General features: G+C 70.5%; 17 protein-coding genes. 12 read left to right on the forward strand and 5 right to left on the reverse strand.

Annotated elements, in window-relative coordinates; genetic code table 11:
* Positions 1 to 99: 99 nt before the first annotated feature.
* Together ACIQCZ_RS06460 and ACIQCZ_RS06465 are read right to left on the reverse strand one after the other, a co-directional pair.
* Positions 100 to 900, reverse strand: coding sequence for a response regulator (locus ACIQCZ_RS06460; RefSeq protein ID WP_402280108.1), 801 nt, complete (start codon positions 898 to 900; stop codon positions 100 to 102).
* Positions 897 to 2183: a sensor histidine kinase gene (locus ACIQCZ_RS06465; RefSeq protein ID WP_402280110.1), complete on the reverse strand. Its 1287-nt coding sequence runs from the start codon at positions 2181 to 2183 to the stop codon at positions 897 to 899. The genes ACIQCZ_RS06460 and ACIQCZ_RS06465 overlap by 4 nt, the downstream gene beginning before the upstream one ends.
* A 311-nt stretch (positions 2184 to 2494) precedes the next feature.
* Here ACIQCZ_RS06465 and ACIQCZ_RS06470 point away from each other — a divergent pair, with 311 nt between their 5' ends.
* Positions 2495 to 2824, forward strand: coding sequence for a DUF4190 domain-containing protein (locus ACIQCZ_RS06470; protein ID WP_402280112.1), 330 nt, complete (start codon positions 2495 to 2497; stop codon positions 2822 to 2824).
* Between the two features lie 96 nt (positions 2825 to 2920).
* The gene (locus ACIQCZ_RS06475; RefSeq protein ID WP_402280113.1) at positions 2921 to 4471 is read left to right on the forward strand and encodes an alpha/beta hydrolase; all 1551 of its coding nucleotides are present in this window, start codon (positions 2921 to 2923) and stop codon (positions 4469 to 4471) included.
* A gap of 72 nt (positions 4472 to 4543) precedes the next feature.
* Here ACIQCZ_RS06475 and ACIQCZ_RS06480 read toward each other — a convergent pair whose 3' ends face one another.
* A complete protein-coding gene (locus tag ACIQCZ_RS06480) occupies positions 4544 to 6418 on the reverse strand; it encodes an ABC transporter ATP-binding protein (protein WP_402280114.1) in 1875 nt (624 codons plus the stop codon).
* Positions 6415 to 8286, reverse strand: a complete 1872-nt coding sequence (locus tag ACIQCZ_RS06485) for an ABC transporter ATP-binding protein (protein ID WP_402280115.1) — start codon at positions 8284 to 8286, stop codon at positions 6415 to 6417. The genes ACIQCZ_RS06480 and ACIQCZ_RS06485 overlap by 4 nt, the downstream gene beginning before the upstream one ends.
* 185 nt (positions 8287 to 8471) lie before the next feature.
* Between ACIQCZ_RS06485 and ACIQCZ_RS06490 the strand changes: the two genes are divergently transcribed.
* Genes ACIQCZ_RS06490 through ACIQCZ_RS06505 form a run of 4 tightly spaced genes read left to right on the forward strand, consistent with a single transcriptional unit; the run spans position 8472 to position 12135 of the window.
* Entirely contained in the window at positions 8472 to 9374 is a 903-nt protein-coding gene (locus ACIQCZ_RS06490; RefSeq protein WP_402280117.1) for an ABC transporter ATP-binding protein, read from the forward strand.
* Position 9375: 1 nt separating this feature from the next.
* Positions 9376 to 10152 carry an ABC transporter permease gene (locus ACIQCZ_RS06495; RefSeq protein WP_402280119.1) on the forward strand — a complete coding sequence of 259 codons (777 nt, stop codon included), beginning with the start codon at positions 9376 to 9378 and terminating at the stop codon, positions 10150 to 10152.
* Between the two features lie 23 nt (positions 10153 to 10175).
* Entirely contained in the window at positions 10176 to 11465 is a 1290-nt protein-coding gene (locus ACIQCZ_RS06500; protein WP_402280121.1) for a sensor histidine kinase, read from the forward strand.
* A 19-nt stretch (positions 11466 to 11484) separates the two neighbouring features.
* Positions 11485 to 12135: a response regulator gene (locus ACIQCZ_RS06505; RefSeq protein WP_402280122.1), complete on the forward strand. Its 651-nt coding sequence runs from the start codon at positions 11485 to 11487 to the stop codon at positions 12133 to 12135.
* 17 nt (positions 12136 to 12152) lie between these two features.
* Here ACIQCZ_RS06505 and glgX read toward each other — a convergent pair whose 3' ends face one another.
* Positions 12153 to 14387 carry a glycogen debranching protein GlgX gene (glgX, locus tag ACIQCZ_RS06510; RefSeq protein ID WP_402280124.1) on the reverse strand — a complete coding sequence of 745 codons (2235 nt, stop codon included), beginning with the start codon at positions 14385 to 14387 and terminating at the stop codon, positions 12153 to 12155.
* 565 nt (positions 14388 to 14952) lie between these two features.
* Here glgX and ACIQCZ_RS06515 point away from each other — a divergent pair.
* The 6 genes from ACIQCZ_RS06515 to ACIQCZ_RS06540 all read left to right on the forward strand — a co-directional run bounded on the left by ACIQCZ_RS06515 (position 14953) and on the right by ACIQCZ_RS06540 (position 20892).
* A complete protein-coding gene (locus tag ACIQCZ_RS06515) occupies positions 14953 to 16191 on the forward strand; it encodes an Ig-like domain-containing protein (protein ID WP_402280125.1) in 1239 nt (412 codons plus the stop codon).
* Between the two features lie 92 nt (positions 16192 to 16283).
* The gene (locus ACIQCZ_RS06520) at positions 16284 to 17051 is read left to right on the forward strand and encodes an enoyl-CoA hydratase/isomerase family protein (RefSeq protein WP_402280127.1); all 768 of its coding nucleotides are present in this window, start codon (positions 16284 to 16286) and stop codon (positions 17049 to 17051) included.
* Positions 17052 to 17302: 251 nt separating this feature from the next.
* A complete protein-coding gene (locus tag ACIQCZ_RS06525; protein ID WP_376284499.1) occupies positions 17303 to 17818 on the forward strand; it encodes an ATP-binding protein in 516 nt (171 codons plus the stop codon).
* A gap of 357 nt (positions 17819 to 18175) precedes the next feature.
* A complete protein-coding gene (locus ACIQCZ_RS06530) occupies positions 18176 to 18994 on the forward strand; it encodes a polysaccharide deacetylase family protein (protein WP_402280129.1) in 819 nt (272 codons plus the stop codon).
* Complete coding sequence (locus ACIQCZ_RS06535) at positions 18994 to 20187, forward strand: hypothetical protein (RefSeq protein ID WP_402280130.1); 1194 nt, start codon at positions 18994 to 18996, stop codon at positions 20185 to 20187. The genes ACIQCZ_RS06530 and ACIQCZ_RS06535 overlap by 1 nt, the downstream gene beginning before the upstream one ends.
* 90 nt (positions 20188 to 20277) lie before the next feature.
* Positions 20278 to 20892 carry an ADP-ribosyltransferase gene (locus ACIQCZ_RS06540; protein WP_402280255.1) on the forward strand — a complete coding sequence of 205 codons (615 nt, stop codon included), beginning with the start codon at positions 20278 to 20280 and terminating at the stop codon, positions 20890 to 20892.
* Positions 20893 to 20904 lie beyond the last annotated feature (12 nt).

The raw sequence follows: 20904 nt of genomic DNA on the forward strand, positions 1-20904 counted from the left end.
GACGGGGCGGACGAGGGGCCGAACGGGGCGCACGGCGGACGGACCCGCGACGTGTGCACCGGGCCCGCGGGGTGCGCACCGGGCGCGCGTCCGGACGTGTCAGCCGGCGAAGCCCGGCACCACCAGACCGGACTCGTACGCGATCACCACCGCGTGGGTCCGGTTCTGCGCGCCGAGCTTGGTCAGCACGTTCCCGACGTGCGTCTTCACCGTCTCCAGGCTCACCGTGAGGGACTCGGCGATCTCCGGGTTGGACAGGCCGGTGGCCATCAGCCGCAGCACCTCCTCCTCCCGCCCCGTCAGCGCCGCCCGCGGCAACGCCTCGGCGGAGCCCAGCGGGCGGGCGGCGACCATCCGGCGCAGTGCCGCCGGGAAGAGGATCGCCTCCCCCGCCGCCACCACCCGCACCGCTTCCGCGATCTGCCGGACCGGGAGCCGCTTGAGCACGAACCCACTGGCCCCCGCGCCGAGCGCGGCGGTGACGTAGCCGTCGTTCTCGAAGGTGGTGATCACCACGACCTTCGGCGGTTCGGCCGACTCGGCAAGGAGCTGCCGGGTGGCCTCGATGCCGTTGCGACGCGGCATCCGCACATCCATCAGGACCACGTCCGGCCGCAGCCGCCGCGCCTGCTCGACCGCCTCGACCCCGTCGACGGCCTCCCCGACCACCGTGATTCCCGGCTGTACCGCGAGCAGGGTGCGCAGACCGCTGCGGGTCACCTCGTCGTCGTCCGCGATCAGGAGCGTGACGGGAGTGCCGGCAGGGATCGTGGTGCTGGTGCTGGTGCTGGTGCTGGTGCTGGTGCTGGTGCTGGTGGCGGTGCTCGTGCTGGTGCCGGTCAGGACGGCTGAGCTCTCGGGGCCGGTCGTGACGGCTTCTCCCGCGTCGGAGCCGATCATGCCGACAACCGTACCGGCAGCCGGACCGCCAGCCGCCAGTGCTCCGGGCCGTCCGGGCCGGCCTCGATCTCACCGTGCAGCAGCCGCACGCGCTCGGCCAGTCCGGGCAGACCGTGCCCGGACGTCGGGAAGGCACCCGGGCCCGTAGCTCTGTCCGTGCCCGTCCCTGCCCCGATCAGGTTGACCACACTGAGCTCCAGTCCGTGAGGCGCGGCCGCCACCCGGACCTCGATCGGGCCGCCCGCCCCGTGCCGCAACGCGTTCGTCAACCCCTCCTGCAGTATCCGGTACGCCGCCCGGGAGAGCGTCCCCTGGACCTGTGCCGGCTCGCCCGAGAACTCCGGCTCCACCACCGCGCCCGCGTGCCGCAACCGGTCCAGCAGCTCGGGCAGGTCGGCCAAGGTCCGAGTCGGCGCTGTCTCCGCCTTCTCCTCGCGCAGCACGCCCAGCACGTAGTCCAGGTCCTCCAGCGCGGCCCGAGCCGACTCCTCGATGCTGCGCAGGGCGGCACGCGCCGCCACCGGGTCGGCGGAGAGGATCTCGCCCGCCACCGCCGCCTGGATCGTGGCCGCCGTCAGCGTGTGCCCGATCGAGTCGTGCAACTCGTGGGCCAGTCGGTTGCGTTCGGCCAGCCGCAGCTCCCGTTCGGCCGCCAGCGCGAGCCGCTCGGCCGACGACGGCCCCAACAGCCTCGGCGCCAGCCACCGCAGCGTGTGCGTGATCACCACGCACACAACCGCCGCCAGCAGCAGGCAGCCGAGCGCCGCCACCCATCCGCTCCAGCCATCCGTCACCCGCACCGTCCGGCCGAACAGACTCAGCCCCGCCTCGGCGCGGAACCAACCCACCGGGAGGGTCAGGCCCGCGAGGACGAGCACACCGCTCACCACCGTCCCCGCCCATCCCAGTGCCACGTGCAGCAGCAGCCAGGCCGGAGTCCGCCAACGGTCGGTTCCGGACGGTACGGCGGGGGCCGGCCCGGTGCCGGGTGAGCCCGCGGGCCGACGTACGGCCACCGGATCCGGCAACGGCACCCTCAGCAGCCGACGTGCGCCGGCGATCAGGACCCGCCGCGTGGTGCGGGCCAGGCCGGCCACGCCGATCAGTACCGCCCAGACCAGCAGGGCCAGAGCAACCTGCACTCCCTCCGGGGCGGATTCCCACGCAAGGGCCGGCAGCAGCGCGACAGGCAGCAGTGGAATGCTCGCCAAAGCGCCGCAAGAGGCGAACAGTGCACCCGCGTATGTGGAGCCGCGCAACAGCGGCCGAATTCCCCTGGTCACGACAGACCAGTATGACCGGATGGTTCATCGGTGGCCTCCCCCGATCGAGGGAGCGTTTTCTCCCGCCTTTCCGCGATGTGCATTCGAGATCCCGCAGGCCAGGATCGTGTCCTGCCCAGTTGACGGGAGGACGGATACGGATGACGAACATGCACGGGACAGAGACATCGCCGCATCACACGGCGCCGGATGAGGCCGTGTCGACTCGGACGACGGCAACACCGGCTCGGGCGGCCCCGAGTCGGACGGCATCGACTCGGGGCGCCGGGGCAGACCCGTCTTCCCCCTGCCCCCAGGGGCCCGGCCACGGGATGCGGCCTGCGACAGGCGGGAACGGCGTGGCCGTGGGCGCCATGGTGCTCGGCATCATCAGCCTGATGACCTCGATCGTCTTCATCGGCGGCCCGCTCGGCGTCATCGGCCTGATCCTCGGCATCGTCGCCCTGAAGAAGGCCGGGCGGACCGGCGTCGGCCGGGGCAAGTCCGTCACCGGTGTGGTGACGTCCTTCATCGCGATCGTGGTGTCCATCCTGGTCGCAGTCCTCATGGCCTGGTACGCCAACAACACGCAGAAGTGCTACCGGCCCGACAGCTTCCAGCAATACAAGCAGTGCGTCCACCAACAGCTCGCCGGGAACTGACCGGCGGCCGATGGCCTGGCGATGAAATCGCCGAACTTCCTTACGTAAAAGGGCGGAAGGGGCGGACGCCTCTCCCCAGCAAGGACGAGCGCAATTATGCAGAACGAGCGAACAGCATCTTTTCTGGCCGTCGGTGTCGCGGCGATTTTTGTTGCGGCCCTTGCACCCGCAATGACCTTGGCCGCACCCCAGTCCTCTGCGGCCAAGGCCCCTCTGCGGCAGTACACGCAGCAGAATCCCCGATGGCAGCGTTGTGACGCCGGGAGCCCCGCCGCCTATCAGTGCGCGACTCTCAAGGTGCCGCTGGACTACAGCGATCCCGGCGGCAAGAAGATCGATATCGCGGTGTCCCGGCTGAAGGCAGGCAGTGCAAAGGAACGTCGCGGCGTTCTGCTGCTCAACCCCGGCGGACCCGGCGGGCCGGGCCTGAGCATGCCTGTCGACCCGGAATTGAACCTTCCCGAGGAGGTGAAGAGGCAGTACGACCTCATCGGGTTCGACCCGAGGGGCATCGGGCAGAGCGCTCCCGTCAGCTGCGGTCTGACCGACGACGAGAAGAACGACGAGCGCGCGTACAAGGCCGGGACATTCGCGAAGGATGTGGAGTGGGCACGCACGGTGGCCGACAAGTGCCGGGCCAAGGCGGGTGACACGCTGCGGCACCTCACCACTCGCAACACCGCTCGCGACATGGACATCATCCGCGCCGTGCTGGGGGAGAGGAAGATCTCCTACCTGGGGTACTCCTACGGCACCTACCTCGGCGCCGTGTACACGCAGATGTTCCCCGAGCGAGCCGACCGGTTCGTGCTGGACAGTGCGACCGACCCCGGGCGGGTCTGGCGGGGCATGTTCCAGGGGATGGCGGAGGGGGCCGAGCCTGCCTTCACGAGGTGGAGCGAATGGACTGCCGAGCGACACACGACGTACCACCTGGGTGATACCCCGGCCGAGGTCCGCGAGACCTTCCGCAAGCTGATCGCCCGCGCCGATCGCACGCCCATCGACTCCGGCGAGGTATCCCTCACCGGTGACGACATCCGCTCCGAGCTGCGCGCCATGTTCTTCCACGTACGGAGAGCCGCCGAAAGGGTCGCCGAGCTGAAGAAGGCGGCAGAGGGCGAGGGGTCCGCCCCGTCCGGCACGCCGGCGCGGGCCACGGGCTCCCTTCCACCGGCGTTCGCCCGTGACGTCCCCTCGGACAACGACGCCGCGAGCGCTTGGGCCGTGCTGTGCGCCGACACCCGTCCGTGGCCGCGCGACCCCGAGCAGTACCGCCGCGACGCGATCCGCGACAAGGCCCGGTATCCGCTGTACGGCGACTTCGCGTCCAACATCAAGCCGTGTGCCTTCTGGAAGCGGGGCAGCGAGCCCGCGACAACGGTCGACAACGAGGTCGAAGCACTGATCCTGCAGAACCAGTGGGACCCCCAAACCCCCCTGGCCGGCGCTCAGGGCATGCACCGGGCACTGCACGGCTCCCGGATGATCACTGTCGCCGGAGGGGAGGGGCATGGGATCTACGGCACCGACTCCTGTGCGGACAAAAGCGCCACGGCCTACCTGACCACGGGAAGGCTGCCGGCCGAGGATCTGACCTGCCGGGCGCCGGCCGGGCAGAAGGAGACTCCCTCCTCCGCCCCGTGATCCCCGGCACCGGGCCCAGCCCGAGCCGGGCGGAGGACCCTGACGGATTCGGGGGATCCTGGAGCCCTCCCGTCACACCAGGCTCTCCCGCCACGCGCGGTGCAGGCCCGCGAACCTGCCCGTTCCGCCGATGAGTTCGGCCGGGGCGCCGTCCTCCACGATGCGCCCGTGTTCCATCACCAGGACCCGGTCCGCGATCTCCACCGTCGACAGGCGGTGGGCGATCACCACTGCGGTCCGGCCGTGCAGCACCGTGTCCATGGCCCGCTGCACCGCGCGTTCGCCGGGGATGTCCAGGGAACTCGTCGCCTCGTCGAGGATGAGCACCGACGGGTTCGCCAGCAGGGCCCTGGCGAACGCGACCAGTTGGCGCTGACCGGCCGAGATCCGGCCACCCCGCTTGCGTACGTCCGTGTCGTATCCCTCGGGCAGACCGGCGATGAAGTCGTGCGCGCCGATCGCCTTGGCGGCCTGCTCGATCTCCTCGCGCGTCGCGTCCGGGCTGCCGAGCGCGATGTTCTCGGCGACCGTCCCGGAGAACAGGAACGCCTCCTGGGTCACCATGACCACACCCCGGCGCAACTCGGGCACGGCCAGGTCCCGCAGGTCGGTGCCGTCCAGCAGCACCCGGCCGTCGGTCGGGTCGTAGAAGCGGGCCAGCAGCTTGGCGAGCGTCGACTTGCCCGCGCCCGTCGAACCGACCACGGCCACGGTCTGGCCGGCCGGCACCGTCAGGTCGAAGCGCGGCAGCACCTCGCCGCCCGTGCGGTAGGCGAAACGCACCGAGTCGAAGACGACCTCGCGGCCGGGGTGCTCACCCGTGAGCGCGGGCAGCTCCCGCGGCTTCGACGGCTCGGGGACGGAAGGGGACTGCGCCAGCAGACCCGCGATCTTCTCCAGCGAGGCCGCCGCCGACTGGTAGGAGTTGAGGAACATGCCGAGCCGGTCGATCGGGTCGTACAGCCGGCGCAGATAGAGCACGGCCGCGGCCAGCACACCGAGCGCCAGGGTGTCCGACGCCACGCGGTACGCACCCCAGAGCACGATCCCGGCGACCGCCGTGTTCGCGACCAGCCGGGAGCCGACGACATAGCGCGCCATCTCCAGCAGCGCGCCGCCGTTCGTCCACGCGTGTGTGCTGTTGAGGTCCTCGAAGTGCCGGTCGTTGATCCGCTCGCGGCGGAAGGCCTGGACGGGACGGATGCCGTTCATCGACTCGGCGAACTTCACGATGACCGCGGCGATCGCCGTCGACCGCGCCGCGTAGAGCACTCCGGCCCGCCGCTGGTAGAGCCGTACCAGCAGATACAGCGGAACGAAGGAGAGCACCGCGACCGCGCCCAGCCCGAAGTCCAGCCAGAGCAGCATCAGCGAGATGGAGACGAACGACAGGATGACACCGATCAGTTCCTGCAGACCTTCGCTGAGCAGTTCCCGCAGCGACTCCACATCCGTGGTGGAACGGGAGATCAGCCGGCCCGAGGTGTAGCGCTCGTGGAAGTCCACGCTCAGCGCCTGTGCGTGGCGGAAGATCCGCCCGCGCAGATCGAGCAGCACGTCCTGGTTGATCCGGGCGGAGGCCAGGATGAACGCGTACTGCATGGCGCCCGCGGCCACCGAGCACAGTGCGTATCCCACGGCCACCGCGATCAGCGGCCCGTAGTCCTTGTCCCGGAAGGCGGGCACACCGCTGTCGATGGCGTACGCGACGAGCAGCGGGCCCGCCTGTACCGCCGCCTGCTGGACCAGCAGCAACAGGGCGGACACCAGCACCCGGCCCCGGTGCGGCCGGAGCAACGACATCAGCAGTGCGCGGGTCGCACCACGGGGCGTGGGCAGATCGTCCCGGTCGAACCGGTCCCCGGCGCCGTCGGCGGGGGACGGGCCCTCGGGCGCCTCGCGCGCCTCGCGCCGGTCGGCGGGCCCGGTCGTCGTCGTACTGGTCATCGGGTGCGGCCCTTCTCGGCGGGGACGTCCGGCACGAGGCGGTCCTCGGCGGACGGGTCGGGGAAGGCGTCCTCGGCGAGGGCACCCTCCTGTGCGCTTGTGGCGCCCGCCATCAGCCAGGCGTACTCCGCACTGTCGCGCATCAGCTCCTGATGGGTGCCGACAGCGGTGATCCGGCCCTCCGACAGCAGCGCCACCCGGTCCGCCAGCATCACGGTGGACGGGCGGTGCGCGACGACGATGGCCGTCGTCTCCTCCAGCACCTGGCGCAGGGCGGCCTCCACCAGCGCCTCCGTGTGCACGTCCAGGGCGGAGAGCGGATCGTCGAGCACCAGGAAGCGCGGCCGGCCGACCACGGCGCGGGCCAGCGCGAGCCGCTGGCGCTGACCGCCGGAGAGACTGAGCCCCTGCTCGCCGACCTGGGTGCCGGTACCCTCGGGCAGGTCGTGGACGAAGTCGGCCTGCGCGACCGAGAGCGCGCGCCGCAGCTCTTCCTCCCCGGCGCCCTCGGCGCCCATCAGCACGTTCTCCCCGACGGTCGCCGAGAAGAGCGTCGGCTCCTCGAACGCCACGGACACCAGCTCGCGCAACTCCTCCCGGGGCATGGTGGTGATGTCCCTGCCGTCCAGCGTGATCCGTCCCGCCGTGGCCTCGTGCAGCCGGGGCACGAGGGCGGTGAGCGTCGTCTTCCCGGAACCCGTGGCCCCGACCAGGGCCATGGTCTCGCCGGGGCGGATACGCAGATCGATCCTGGACAGGACGGGTTCGGAACCGGCCTGCGCGTCGGGGTAGCGGAACTCCACGCCCTCGAAGGCCATCTCGCCGCGGACCGGCGTGTCCTTCGGAGCCGGGCCGTCGGCGGTGGCCGCGTCGTCCTCCTCGGCCACGTCCATCACCTCGAAGAACCGTTCGGTCGCCGTCGCCGACTCCTGGCTCATCGCCAGCAGGAAGCCGATCGACTCGATCGGCCACCGCAGCGCGAGTGCCGTGGAGAGGAAGGCGACCAGGGTGCCCGCCGAGAGCCCGCCGTCCGCGACCTGGACCGTGCCGAGGACCAGTGCCGCCCCGATGGCCAGCTCCGGGATCGTGGTGATGGCGGCCCAGATGCCCGCCAGGAGACGCGCCTTGTCCAGCTCCGTGCTCCGCAGCCGCTGCGAGAGGGCCCGGAACGCGAGGGCCTGACTGCGGTGCCGTCCGAAGCCCTTGATGATGCGGATGCCGAGCACGCTCTCCTCGACGACCGTCGTCAGATCGCCCACCTGGTCCTGCGCCTTGCGCGCCACGAGCGAGTACTTCGTCTCGAAGACCGCGCAGATGACCACCATCGGTACCACCGGGGCGAGCAGCACCAGCCCCAGCGTCCACTGCTGCATCAGCAGAATGATGAAACCGACCAGGATCGTCGTGCCGTTGACCAGCAGGAACGTCAGCGGAAAGGCCAGGAACATGCGCAGCAGCATCAGGTCCGTGGTCCCGCGTGACAGCAACTGCCCCGACGGCCAGCGATCGTGGAACGCCACCGGCAGCCGCTGCAGATGCCGGTACAGGTCGGCCCGCATCGCCGCTTCGACCCCCGCCAGCGGCCGGGCCACCAGCCACCGCCGTATCCCGAAGAGCAGGGCCTCGGCGATGCCCAGCAGCAACAGGTACAGCGCGCCCAGCCAGACACCCCCCGGATCACGGTCCGCGACCGGGCCGTCGACGATCCACTTCAGTACGAGAGGGATCACCAGGCCGATACACGAGGCGACTATCGCGACCAGCGCGGCGCCGAACATGCGGTTGCGCACCGGCTTCACATAGGGCCACAGCCGCAACAGTGAGCGTACGGTGGACCGTTCCTTGGGCTCTGCATCTTTTTCGGGCATCACAGGCGAGCCTACGGTTCACCACTGACATCGCTCATGTGGTTTTTCGGACGCCCGGTGGGCCGGAGCCCCGGACCGGATCCCGTGGGACCCGCAGGTCGTACCCGTATCAACCGATCGGCCGATGTCTCTTCGAGCGCGATGGACGATGGTGCGCCGGTGCCCGCGACGCGATGCTCCTGGGCATGGCAATCATCGAAGTGGACGGGGTGCGCAAGGCCTACGCCGGGCGCCCCGTGGTGGACGGAGTGAGCTTCGCCGTCGACGAGGGGGAGATCTTCGGGATCCTCGGACCCAACGGCGCGGGCAAGACCACCACCGTCGAGTGCGTCGAGGGGCTGCGGGTGCCCGACGCCGGAACGGTCCGCGTCGCCGGTCTCGACCCGGTCGCCGACCACGACCGGGTGACCCGGCTGCTCGGCGCACAACTCCAGGAGAGCGAACTCCAGCCCAAGATCACCGTGGCCGAGGCCCTGGAGCTGCACAGCGCCTTCTACCCGGAGCCCGCCGACTGGCGCGCGCTGGCCGAACGGCTCGGTCTGCACACCAAGTACGACACCAGGTTCGCCAAACTGTCCGGCGGCCAGAAGCAGCGGCTGTCCATCGCGCTCGCCCTGGTCGGCAACCCGAAGGTCGTGGTCCTCGACGAGCTGACCACGGGTCTGGACCCGCGGGCCCGCCGGGACACCTGGAAGCTGATCGAAGACGTACGCGACAGCGGCGTGACGGTCCTTCTGGTCACCCACTTCATGGAAGAGGCCAGCCGGCTCTGCGACCGTGTCGCCGTGATCGACAAGGGAAAGGTCGTCGCCCTCGACACCCCGTCCGGCCTGGTCAGCAGGGCCGGCAGCGCCACGGTCATCTCCTTCACGCCTTCACAGCCGCTCGACGACACCGAGCTGGGCCTGCTGCCCGGGGCGGTCTCCCTCGAACGGAACGACGGCCGGATCGTCATCAACGGCACCGACGAGACGGTCAACGCGGTGATCTCGCTGCTGGCCCGCCACCGCATCACCGCACACCAGCTCCGCGTCACCGAGGCAACGCTCGACGACGCCTTCCTCGACCTCACAGAACAGGCGGCCTGAGATGACCACGGCGAACCCGGCCACGGCGACGGACACGCCGACCCCATGGGCAGCGGTGCTCAGGACCGAGACGCGGCTCTTCCTGCGCGAGCCCGCCGGCCTGTTCTGGATCCTCGTCTTCCCCACCGCGCTGCTGACGATCCTCGGCCTGATCCCGTCCTTCCGGGACCCCGACGACGCGCTCGGTGGCCGCCGCGTCATCGATCTGTACGTACCGGTCGCGGTGCTGCTCGCCATGATCATGGCCGGGATCGGGGCCATGCCGCCCCTCCTCACCGGCTACCGCGAGCGCGGGATCCTGCGCCGGATGTCGACCACTCCGGTACCGCCGTCCGCCCTGCTCACCGCGCAGATCGCCCTGCACGGCGCCGCGGCCCTCGGCTCCGCCGCGCTGGTGATGACCGTCGGCCGCACCGTCTTCGGTGTGAGGCTGCCCGGACAGCCCTTCGGCTACGTCCTGGCGCTGCTCCTGGCGACCGCGAGCGTCCTCGGCCTCGGCGCGCTGCTGTGCGCGCTCTCCCGCACCACCAAGGCATCCTCCGCCATCGGCACGGTCGCCAACTTCGTGATGATGTTCACCGCCGGGGTCTGGATCCCGGTGCAGACCATGCCCGACACCCTCCGACGCATCGTCGAGGTCACCCCGTTCGGTGCGGCCTCCCAGGCACTGGACCGGGCGGCGTCCGGCGGCTGGCCCGGCTGGGTACAGCTGGGCATCATGGCGCTGTGGGCGGCCGTGGTGACCGGGCTGGCGACCCGGCTGTTCCGTTGGGAGTGACGGTTCCGGGGGAGAATCCCCCCATGAACGCGGGGGACACGGCAGAGGCGGGCACGACCGGAGCGACGACGGCCGCGCAGTGGTGGGAACGGTTCTTCCGGTACGGGCCGTACGGTCTGCTCGGCCTGAGCAGCATGGTCTCGGCCGTGACCGCCGGCCTCATGATGTCCCGCTCGGACGTGTACGTCACCGCGGTGCTGGTCCCGGTGGCGCTCGTCCTCCAGCTCTGGTGGGGGCGGGTCCGTCCGAGTGTTCCCGCGCAGTCGCGGGCGGCGCAGTTCTACTTCGTCGCCCGGACGTTGCTCGCCGCGGTGCTGACCTCGTGCAACCCGTTCTTCTCCATGTTCGCGGTTCTCGGCTACTTCGACGTCGGACGGCTGCTTCCGCAACGGGCCGTGCGCGCCGGGCTGCTGGTCACCGCCGTCATCATGGCGGGCTCGCAGTCCGGCAGCGGCCTCCCGCCGGCCGACCTCATGAACTGGATCGCCTTCGGCGTCCTCTTCGCCCTGCACGCCACCCTCACCATGGTCTTCGCCCAGATCGGCGACCGGGAGGCCGAGCAGACCCGTGCCCAGGTCGACACCATCGCCGAACTGGAGTCCGCCAACGCCCGCCTCGAACAGGCCATGGCGGAGAACGCGGGCCTGCACGCCCAACTTCTCGTCCAGGCCCGCGAGGCGGGCGTCGCCGACGAGCGGCGCCGACTGGCCGCCGAGATCCATGACACGCTCGCACAGGGACTGACCGGCATCATCGCCCAGCTCCAGGTGGTGACCTCGGTCGCCGACACCGACCCGGCACTGGCCCGGCAGCACCTCGACCGTGCGGCCGCCCTCGCCCGGCACAGCCTGGGGGAGGCGCGCCGCTCGGTCCACGATCTGGTCCCCGCCGCCCTGGAGCACGACGACCTCCCCGGCGCGCTGAAGAAAACGGTCGCCGGCTGGGGGGAACGCCACGGGGTCCGGGCCGAGTTCACCGTCACCGGTACCGTCGAGCCGCTCCACGACGAGATAGCGGCCACCCTGCTCCGTATCGCCGAGGAAGCCCTCGCCAACGCCGGCCGCCATGCCGGGGCCTCACGGGTCGGCATCACGCTGTCCTTCATGGGCGACGAACTCACGCTGGACGTGAGGGACGACGGCTGCGGCTTCGATCCTGCCGCCCTGCCGCCGTACGGCGGCGCGGGCGGTTTCGGGCTCGGCGGCATGCGGGCCCGCGCCGAACGCGTCGCAGGCACCGTGGAGGTGGAGACGGAGCCCGGCCGCGGCACGGCGGTCTGTGCCCGGGTGCCACTGGTTCAGCACAGCCGATGACCAGTACGGTTGGCCTGCCATGGCTGAGGAACCCGCACGCGTCATCACGCTCGTCGTCGTCGACGACCACCCCGTCGTACGGGACGGTCTGCGCGGCATGTTCGACTCGGACCCGGGGTTCCGGGTCCTCGGGGAGGCGTCGAACGGGGTGGAGGGTGTCGATCTCGTGGCCCGGCTCGACCCCGATGTCGTCCTGATGGATCTGCGGATGCCGGGCGGCGGCGGAGTCGCCGCCATCGCCGAACTGACCGGGCGCGGCGCCCGGTCCAAGGTGCTCGTGCTGACCACGTACGACACCGACTCCGACACCCTCCCCGCGATCGAGGCCGGCGCGACCGGCTATCTGCTCAAGGACGCGCCCCGCGACGAGCTGTTCAACGCCGTCCGCGCCGCCGCCGACGGCCGCCCCGTCCTGTCGCCCGCCGTCGCCTCCCGCCTGATCTCACGGGTGCGCACCCCGGCGGCGCAGGGCAGCGAGTCGCTGTCGGGCCGGGAGCGCGAGGTGCTCGAACTCGTGGCGAAGGGCACCTCGAACCGGGCGATAGCCGCCGAGCTGTTCATCAGCGAGGCCACGGTGAAGACCCACCTCACCCACATCTTCGCCAAGCTGGGCGCCAAGGACCGGGCCGCCGCCGTCGCGATCGGCTACGACCGCGGCATCCTCGGCTGACGCCCGCGTCCGGCCGTTCACTCCCGGACCCGCAGCAGCAGCACGGACCTCTCCGGTACGGTCAGCGCCCCGCCGCCGGGATGGACGGTGCCGGGGGCCGCCTCCTGGTCCTCCCGCGAGGTGTCCAGGACGAGTTCGTAGCTCTGCGCCCAGGGCGGCCCGGGGAGCACGAAGCGGCTCGGCCGGTGGTCCGCGTGCAGGATCGCCAGAAAGCTGTCGTCCGTGACCGGTTCGCCGCGGGCGTCCCGGCCGGGGATGTCGCGCCCGGAGAGATAGAGCCCGAGCGTGGCCGCCGGGGCGTACCAGTCCTCCTCCGTCATCTCCGCGCCCTGCCGGGTGAACCACGCCAGGTCCCGCAGCCCGTCCGCCGCCTGCGCCCGCCCGGAGAAGAAGGCGCGGCGGCGCAGCACCGGGTGGCTGTGGCGCAGGGCGAACACCCGTGAGGTCAGCTCGGTCAGCGCCCGCCACTCGGGCCGGCCGAGCAGCGACCAGTCCACCCAGCCGATCTCGTTGTCCTGGCAGTAGGCGTTGTTGTTGCCGCCCTGCGTACGGCCCATCTCGTCGCCCGCGACCAGCATCGGCACCCCGGTGGACAGCAGCAGAGTGGTGAGCAGATTGCGCAACTGGCGGCGGCGCAGCGCGTTGACGCCGGGGTCGTCGCTCTCGCCCTCGGCCCCGCAGTTCCAGGACCGGTTGTCCGAGGTGCCGTCCCGGTTGCCCTCGCCGTTGGCCTCGTTGTGCTTCTGCTCGTAGCTGACCAGATCGCGCAGGGTGAAGCCGTCGTGCGCGGTGATGAAGTTGACCGAGGCGTACGGGCGCCGGCCGCCCCAGGCGTACAGATCGCTGGATCCGGTCAGCCGGTAGCCGAGATCACGTACGTCGGGCAGGGCGCCGCGCCAGAAGTCCCGTACGGCGTCGCGGTAGTGGTCGTTCCACTCGGTCCACAGCGGGGGGAAGGCGCCCACCTGGTAGCCGCCGTTGCCGACGTCCCACGGCTCGGCGATCAGCTTCACCCGGCGCAGCACCGGGTCCTGGGCGATCACGGCGAGGAACGGGGAGAGCATGTCCACGTCGTGCATCGAACGGGCCAGCGCCGCCGCCAGATCGAAGCGGAATCCGTCGACGCCCATCTCCGTGACCCAGTAGCGCAGCGAGTCGGTGATCAGCCGCAGGACGTGCGGCTGGACCACGTGCAGGGTGTTGCCGCAACCGGTGTAGTCCGCGTACCTGCGGGCGTCGGGCTGGAGGCGGTAGTAGCCGCGGTTGTCGATGCCGCGCAGTGACAGCATCGGGCCCAGTTCGCTCGCCTCCGCGGTGTGGTTGTAGACCACGTCGAGGATCACCTCGATCCCGGCGTCGTGCAGGGCCCGAACCATCCGCTTGAACTCGCCGACCTGCTGGCCGGCGGTCCCGCTGGCCGAGTAGTCGGCGTGCGGGGCGAAATAGCCGATGGAGTTGTAGCCCCAGTAGTTGTGCAGGCCGCGCCTGAGCAGATGGTCCTCGTGGGCGAACTGATGCACCGGCAGCAGTTCCACCGCCGTCACACCGAGCCTGAGCAGATGGTCGAGCGCGGCCGGATGGGCGAGACCGGCGTACGTGCCCCGCAGTTCCTCCGGGATCCCGGGGTGCAGCCTGGTGAAGCCGCGCACATGGAGCTCGTAGATGACGGAGTCCGCCCACGGGGTCTTGGGGCGGCGGTCCTCGGCCCAGTCGTCGTCGTCGTGGACGACGACGCCCTTCGGTACGTACGGGGCGGAGTCCCGTTCGTCGCGCACGGTGTCCGCGACCTGCTGGTGCGGCCAGTCCCTCACATGCCCGTACACCTCGGCCGGGAGGGTGAACGAGCCGTCCACGGCGCGGGCGTACGGATCGAGGAGCAGTTTCGCCGCGTTCCACCGGGCACCGGTCCAGGGGTCCCAGCGGCCGTGCACCCGGTAGCCGTAGCGTCGGCCCGGCCGTACGCCCGGCACGAATCCGTGCCGGATCTCATGGGTCAGCTCGGGCAGCGCAAGACGGGTCTCGTTTCCCTCCTCGTCGAAGAGACAGAGCTCGACGGCCTCCGCGCCGCCCGCCCAGAGCGCGAAATTGGTGCCCGCCACGCCGTCGGGGCCGACCCGGAAGCGGGCTCCGAGCGGTGTCGGCGCGCCGGGCCACACGGTGGGCGGACGCCCCGTCACGGCCCGTCGCCCGCGCTCCCGCACGGGCGCCGTCTCCGTCTCCTGCGCTGCTTCCTGCTCGGCTGCGCTCGACACCTGCTCGCCTCCCGCGGCTCGTGGGGATCCGCACCGAAGAGGAGCGCACGGCGTCCCGGCCGCGGCTCCCCGAGTGTGGTCCTCCCCCTTGTTCTGCCCACCCGCGCGCCCGCACTCACGTTTCCCCCGACCGGCCCCCGTCGTCGGGGGACGTGAACCACGTAGCGAAGAGGGCGGTGGCGAACGCGGCCACCGCGCCGATCTGGGCAGGACTGCTCGTCGTGCCGGCTCTGCCGACCGGCCGCACCGGCAGTGGAGGCCGGAATCCGAGCCTGGCCCGGTGGAGGGCGGGCTCCGCCCTGCGCTGAGGCGCCGTCGGAGCGGCCGGGGCCCGTCCGGCGGACGAGGACGGACCCCCGGCCGGCCCCGTGGTACGCCGTACCCCCGTGCCACCCGGTGAAGTCCTGGAGAACTTGGGACTGAACGGTGACATCCGCGGGGTCAACTCCGCCGGTTCGGTGTGATTATCTTTCGCTGAGCGTGCATGTGCAGCGCGCGGGGGCGGGAACCCGAGGGGTTCCCAGGGCCTTGGCGGGGCCGGGCCGTGTGAGGGGAGACGAGCACATTGAACGGGCAGCCGATATCGGGGGCATCGGCCGGGGCGCACAGCGGGCGGCGCGAGCGGCGAGCCACCGGAACGCTGGCTCTGGTACTGGGTGCGGCGCTGTTCCTGGTGACCGCGTGCGGCGGGGGAGACGCCGGTGACACGGGCAAGGGCGGCAGGACCGAGGACACCACGGCCTCGCAGGCCGTGGTGACCGTCGCACCGAAGGACGGGGCGGACTCCGTCGCCACCAGCGGGGCACTGAAGATCTCGGCCGCGCAGGGGAAGCTGACCACGGTCAAGGTCGCCGACCCCAAGGGCGCCGAGGTCGAGGGGAAGATCGCGGCGGACGGCGCGAGCTGGACGCCGGACCAGCATCTGGCCGCCGCGACCAAGTACAGCGTCCACGCGGTGGCCAAGGACGCGAAGGGCCGTGAGTCGGCGAAGGACACCAGCTTCACGACGCTGGTCCCGCAGAACACCTTCATCGGGCAGTACACCCCGGAGGACGGCTCCACGGTCGGTGTGGGCATGCCCGTCTCCATCCACTTCACCCGGGGCATCACCGACCCGGCCGCGGTCGAGAAGGCCATCAAGGTGACGGCCGAGCCGTCCATACCGATCGAGGGCCACTGGTTCGGCAACGACCGGCTCGACTTCCGCCCCGAGGAGTACTGGGCCGCCGGTACCAAGGTGACCGTGAAGCTCAACCTCGACGGCGTCGAGGGACGCCCCGGTGTCTACGGCAAGCAGGCCAAGACGATCTCCTTCACCATCGGCCGCAGCCAGGTCAGCAGCGTCGACGCGAGCACGCATCGGATGAAGGTCGTCCGCGACGGCAAGCAGATCAAGGACATCCCGATCTCGGCGGGCGCCCCCGCGACCACCACGTACAACGGTCAGATGGTCATCAGCGAGAAGCTCAAGGTGACCCGGATGAACGGTGACACGGTGGGCTTCGGCGGCGAGTACGACATCAAGGACGTGCCCCACGCGATGCGCCTGTCCACCTCGGGGACCTTCATCCACGGCAACTACTGGGGCGGATCCGGTGTCTTCGGCTCGGCCAACACCAGCCACGGCTGTGTCGGTCTGCAGGACGTGCGCGGCGCGTGGAGCAAGACGACCCCGGCGGCCTGGTTCTTCGACAACTCGCTCATCGGCGACGTCGTGGTCGTGAAGAACTCCAAGGACCGGACGATCCAGCCGGACAACGGCCTCAACGGCTGGAACATGTCCTGGGCGGAGTGGACCAAGTAGCTCTCGTCGTACGGAACACGAGCGGGCCCGGTGCTGTCGGTCACAGCACCGGGCCCGTTCGCTGTCGTGCACCAGGCCGTAACCTGCCTCTCATGACCGTAACCCTCGAAGTACGCGACGGCGTCGGCACGATCCTGCTGGACCGCCCGCCCATGAACGCCCTGGACGTCGCCACCCAGGACCGGCTGCGTGAACTCGCCGAGGAGGCCACCCGGCGCGACGACGTCCGCGCCGTGGTCCTCTACGGCGGCGAGAAGGTGTTCGCGGCGGGCGCGGACATCAAGGAGATGCAGGCGATGGACCACACGGCGATGGTCGTACGGTCCAAGGCGCTGCAGGACTCCTTCACCGCGGTGGCCCGGATCCCCAAGCCCGTCGTCGCCGCAGTCACCGGCTACGCGCTGGGCGGCGGCTGCGAGCTGGCGCTCTGCGCCGACTTCAGGATCGCCGCCGACAACGCCCGGCTGGGCCAGCCGGAGATCCTGCTCGGACTGATCCCCGGCGCGGGCGGCACCCAGCGGCTCGCCCGGCTGATCGGTCCCTCCCGGGCCAAGGACCTGATCTTCACCGGTCGCCATGTGAAGGCCGAGGAGGCCCTGTCGATCGGCCTGGTGGACCGCGTGGTGCCCGCCGCCGAGGTGTACGAGCAGGCGCACGCCTGGGCCGCCGCGCTGGCGAAGGGGCCGGCCCTTGCGCTGCGCGCCGCCAAGGAATCCGTCGACGCGGGGCTGGAGACGGACATCGACACCGGGCTCACGATCGAGCGGAACTGGTTCGCGGGCCTGTTCGCCACCGAGGACCGGGAGCGCGGAATGCGCAGCTTTGTGGAAGAGGGGCCGGGCAAGGCCAAATTCCTCTGAGCGAACGCCAGTTGGGCTCAGGTTGACGCGGGTTCATCCGTGCGGGCGGATTGGCCGGACCTCAAGGGGACCTTGATGTCCGGCTGTCCGTAGAGGCCGGCAAAGTCGCCCGGACGAGGTATCTATGCAGGTCAGCAGGGGTGCGAGGGGCGACATTCTGCCACTGGCATATGCCGATCGACCTCTGCGGAATGATGTATTCCGGGGTGCGGATTCCCTCGGAACGGCCCCGGAGCGCCCGCCTTGCGGCCATGATGGTGTGCATGGCGGGTCTGGAGGGTGTGGAGCAGCCGCGACCGCGCAGCGGCGCGACAGCGGCGCGGTGGATGCCGACCATCGAGGACGAACAGGCGTTCAAGGCGCTGGAGTTGTTCGGGAATCCGGCGGAGGGAGAGGTCCGGCTGCCGTCCCGCCCGGAGTCCGCGGCCACCGCCCGGAGGCTCACCTCGTGCGTGGTGCTGCGTCAGTGGGCGCTCTCCGCGCAGACCGCCGAGTACGCCGTGCTGCTCGTCTCGGAGCTCGTCGGCAACGCCGTGCGGCATACCGGCGCCCGGGTCTTCGGGCTGCGGATGCTGCGGCGTCGCGGCTGGATCAGGATCGAGGTGCGCGACCCCTCGCGCGGGCTGCCCTGCCTGATGCCCGTCCAGGCGATGGATGTCAGTGGGCGCGGGCTGTTCCTCGTCGACAAGCTCTCCGACCGGTGGGGAGTGGATCTGCTGCCGCGCGGCAAGACCACGTGGTTCGAGATGCGGATCTCCGACCGCTGACCCGGGCGGCCCCCGTTCCGGATGCACAGAAGCCCCCGGTCCGCCGTGGTGGGGCGCTTCGGGGGCTGCTGTGTGGGGGGCCGTGAAATGGGGGGTGTGTTCACGGCCGCTTGTGACGACCGGGCTCGGGTCGGTGCGGTCGTGTGACCGACTATGGCAGATGGGCGACCTAGCCGCCAAAGGTGCAAAAAGGGCATTCATGGATATTGTGGGGTATTTTTCATGTGAATCATAGGTGTGATGGGTCACTTGCCTGGAAAAGCATGAATATTTATGGGATTCGGCGAATGATTCATTCGCTTCACCTGTAAGTCCGCAATAATTTCTTCTGACCGTTTCGTGCCTACTGTTCTGCACATGAACGCCTCCGACCGACCGGTGCACCGCCGCAGCGCCCTGCGCGCCGGAGCGGGGGCCGCCCTCGCCGGTGTCCTCGCTGCCGGATGCGCGGACCACGGCGACTCCACCGTGTCGGCCGGGAACGCCTCGACCGCCGCGAGCGCGCAGCGCTCCATCACCACGCCCACGGGGCATCCCGCCCCGCACCCCGCGCCCACCCCGCGCCGCTTCCCCGGACAGCCGGCCCAGATCGACCACGGCCCCCGCGACCGCGCCCGCGTCGCCCTCACCTTCCACGGCCAGGGCGACCCCGCCATCGCCCGGACCGTGCTCGCCGAGGTCGAACGGGCCCACGCCCGGATCACCGTCCTCGCCGTCGGCAGCTGGCTCGACGAGCACCCCGAGATGGCCCGTCGCATCCTCGACGGCGGGCACGACCTCGGCAACCACACCCAGCACCATGTCGACATCTCCTCGATGGGCGAGAGCGAGGCGTACGCGGAGATCACCGGCTGCGCCCAGCGGCTGCGCCGGCTCACCGGCTCCATCGGCACCTGGTTCCGGCCCTCGCGCGCCAGGTACGCCACCCCGCTCGTCCAGCGGCTCGCCGCCGCCGCGGGCTACCCGCACGTCCTCTCCTACGACGTGGACTCCCTCGACTTCACCTCTCCCGGCGCCGCGGCCGTCACCCGCAAGGTGGCCGGGGAGATCCGCAACGGATCGGTGGTGAGCCTGCACTTCGGCTACGCGGACACGGTCGCCGCCCTGCCTCTTCTCCTCACCGAAATCGACCGCCGCCGACTGCGCGCGGTGACGACCACGGAGCTGCTGACCTGATGTCTACCTCCACCAAGCACACCGCGGCCCTGCTCGGGGGCGTCCTCCTCGCGGTACTCACCGGTTGTGGCTCCCCCGCCGAGAAGGGGAACGTCGAGGCCGTCGGCAGCGAGGCCGCCGCACCGCCCGTCAAGTCGGAGAAACTCACCCCGCCCGCACCGCCGGGGCTGCCCGGCATGCCGCCGGTTCTCGACGCCAAGGACATCTACGCGGCCGACCGGCCGGGGAAGCTCTCCCCGGCGGTCAAGGGCTTCCCCTCCCGGGTGTACGTCCCCAACACCAACTCCGACACGGTGTCGGTGATCGACCCCGCGACGTACAAGGTCATCCAGACCATCAAGGTCGGCCGCCAGCCGCAGCACGTCGTCCCGTCCTGGGACCTGAAGACCCTCTGGGTCAACAACGATCTCGGTGACAGCCTCACGGCCATCGATCCCGCCACCGGGAAGAAGGGCCGCACGGTACCCGTCTCCGACCCGTACAACCTCTACTTCACCCCCGACGGCAAGTACGCCGTGGTGATGGCCTCGATGGATCGCCAACTGGTCTTCCGTGACGCCCACACCATGAAGACCGCCAAGGCCGTTCCGGTCACATGCGCGGGAGTCAACCACGCCGACTTCTCGACGGACGGCCGCTACTTCATCGTCTCCTGCGAGTTCTCCGGCGAACTCCTCAAGGTCGACACGGCGAAGATGAAGGTCGTCGCCCAGCAGAAGCTGCCGTTCGGCGGTGCGATGCCGCAGGACGTGAAGCTGTCGCCCGACGGCGGTACGTTCTACATCGCGGACATGGTCGCGAACGGGGTGTGGGTCCTGGACGGGAAGAAGTTCACCACCCCGAAGCTGCTGCCCACCGGCAAGGGCGCCCACGGCCTCTACGTCAGCCGCGACTCCAAGGAGATGTACATCTCCAACCGGGGCGAGGGCACCATCTCCGTCTTCGACTTCGCCCAGCGCAAGCTGGTGAAGAAGTGGCACCTGCCGCACGGCGGCAGCCCGGACATGGGCGGGGTCTCGACGGACGGCAAGGTCCTCTGGCTGAGCGGCCGTTACAACTCCGAGGTGTACGCGATCGACACCTCCACCGGCAAGCAGCTCGCCCGGATCCCGGTGGGCAGCGGCCCGCACGGACTCGCCGTCTACCCGCAGCCGGGCCGGTACTCGCTGGGTCATACCGGCGTCTTCCGCTGACGGCCCGACGTCAATACTCCGCCTGACACGCTCGCCTTCGGGTGATGCTCCACGGCCCGGCACCGCACTGCCGAGACAGTGACCGTCATGATGATCACTTCTCGTCTGCGGCGTCGGGCCGCGGTCGCCGTTGTCGCACTTTCCGCCGTACTCGTCCCGGCCGCCGCCACCGAGGCCGCCCCCGCCCCCGCCGCCGCTCCCGCGGCCGTCGCGTTCAAGCCCGGCGGCTGCCCGGTCGTCGCCGACCACCTCTTCGCTGCCGCCGACCCGGTGGACATCCGCCGCATCACCCCGCGCCCCTCCTGGCGGGACAACTGCCGCCAGCTCTACCGGGCGGACGGCCGGGGCCCGCAGGCCATCTTCGACGAGGGCTTCCATGCCAGGGACATCGACTACGGCCAGTACGACCTGGAGAAGTACGTCCTGGTCAACCAGCCCTCGCCGTTCGTCTCCACCACGTACGACCACGACCTGTACAAGCGCTGGAAGAGCGAGTTCAACTACTACATCGACGCTCCCGGCGGCATCGACGTGAACAAGACGATCGGTGACACCCACAAGTACGCCGACCAGGTGGAGGTCGCCTTCCCCGGCGGCGTCGACCGCACGTTCATCGTCGGGGCATGCCCCATCGACCGGGCGACCAAGACCGAGATCATGAACAAGTGCGTCGACAACCCGCACTACAAGCCGTGGCGCAGCTGATCCGCTGGATCC

The organism is Streptomyces sp. NPDC093149 (assembly GCF_044754145.1).
In the GTDB taxonomy this organism is placed as follows: Bacteria; Actinomycetota; Actinomycetes; order Streptomycetales; family Streptomycetaceae; genus Streptomyces.

Coding starts and splice junctions, on each gene's coding strand:
- ACIQCZ_RS06460 (WP_402280108.1), bottom strand. CDS start 900: ATGATCGGCTCCGACGCGGGAGAAGCCGTCACGACCGGCCCCGAGAGC.
- ACIQCZ_RS06470 (WP_402280112.1), top strand. CDS start 2,495: ATGCGGCCTGCGACAGGCGGGAACGGCGTGGCCGTGGGCGCCATGGTG.
- ACIQCZ_RS06475 (WP_402280113.1), top strand. CDS start 2,921: ATGCAGAACGAGCGAACAGCATCTTTTCTGGCCGTCGGTGTCGCGGCG.
- ACIQCZ_RS06480 (WP_402280114.1), bottom strand. CDS start 6,418: ATGACCAGTACGACGACGACCGGGCCCGCCGACCGGCGCGAGGCGCGC.
- ACIQCZ_RS06485 (WP_402280115.1), bottom strand. CDS start 8,286: ATGCCCGAAAAAGATGCAGAGCCCAAGGAACGGTCCACCGTACGCTCA.
- ACIQCZ_RS06490 (WP_402280117.1), top strand. CDS start 8,472: ATGGCAATCATCGAAGTGGACGGGGTGCGCAAGGCCTACGCCGGGCGC.
- ACIQCZ_RS06495 (WP_402280119.1), top strand. CDS start 9,376: ATGACCACGGCGAACCCGGCCACGGCGACGGACACGCCGACCCCATGG.
- ACIQCZ_RS06500 (WP_402280121.1), top strand. CDS start 10,176: ATGAACGCGGGGGACACGGCAGAGGCGGGCACGACCGGAGCGACGACG.
- ACIQCZ_RS06505 (WP_402280122.1), top strand. CDS start 11,485: ATGGCTGAGGAACCCGCACGCGTCATCACGCTCGTCGTCGTCGACGAC.
- ACIQCZ_RS06520 (WP_402280127.1), top strand. CDS start 16,284: ATGACCGTAACCCTCGAAGTACGCGACGGCGTCGGCACGATCCTGCTG.
- ACIQCZ_RS06525 (WP_376284499.1), top strand. CDS start 17,303: ATGATGGTGTGCATGGCGGGTCTGGAGGGTGTGGAGCAGCCGCGACCG.
- ACIQCZ_RS06530 (WP_402280129.1), top strand. CDS start 18,176: ATGAACGCCTCCGACCGACCGGTGCACCGCCGCAGCGCCCTGCGCGCC.
- ACIQCZ_RS06535 (WP_402280130.1), top strand. CDS start 18,994: ATGTCTACCTCCACCAAGCACACCGCGGCCCTGCTCGGGGGCGTCCTC.
- ACIQCZ_RS06540 (WP_402280255.1), top strand. CDS start 20,278: ATGATCACTTCTCGTCTGCGGCGTCGGGCCGCGGTCGCCGTTGTCGCA.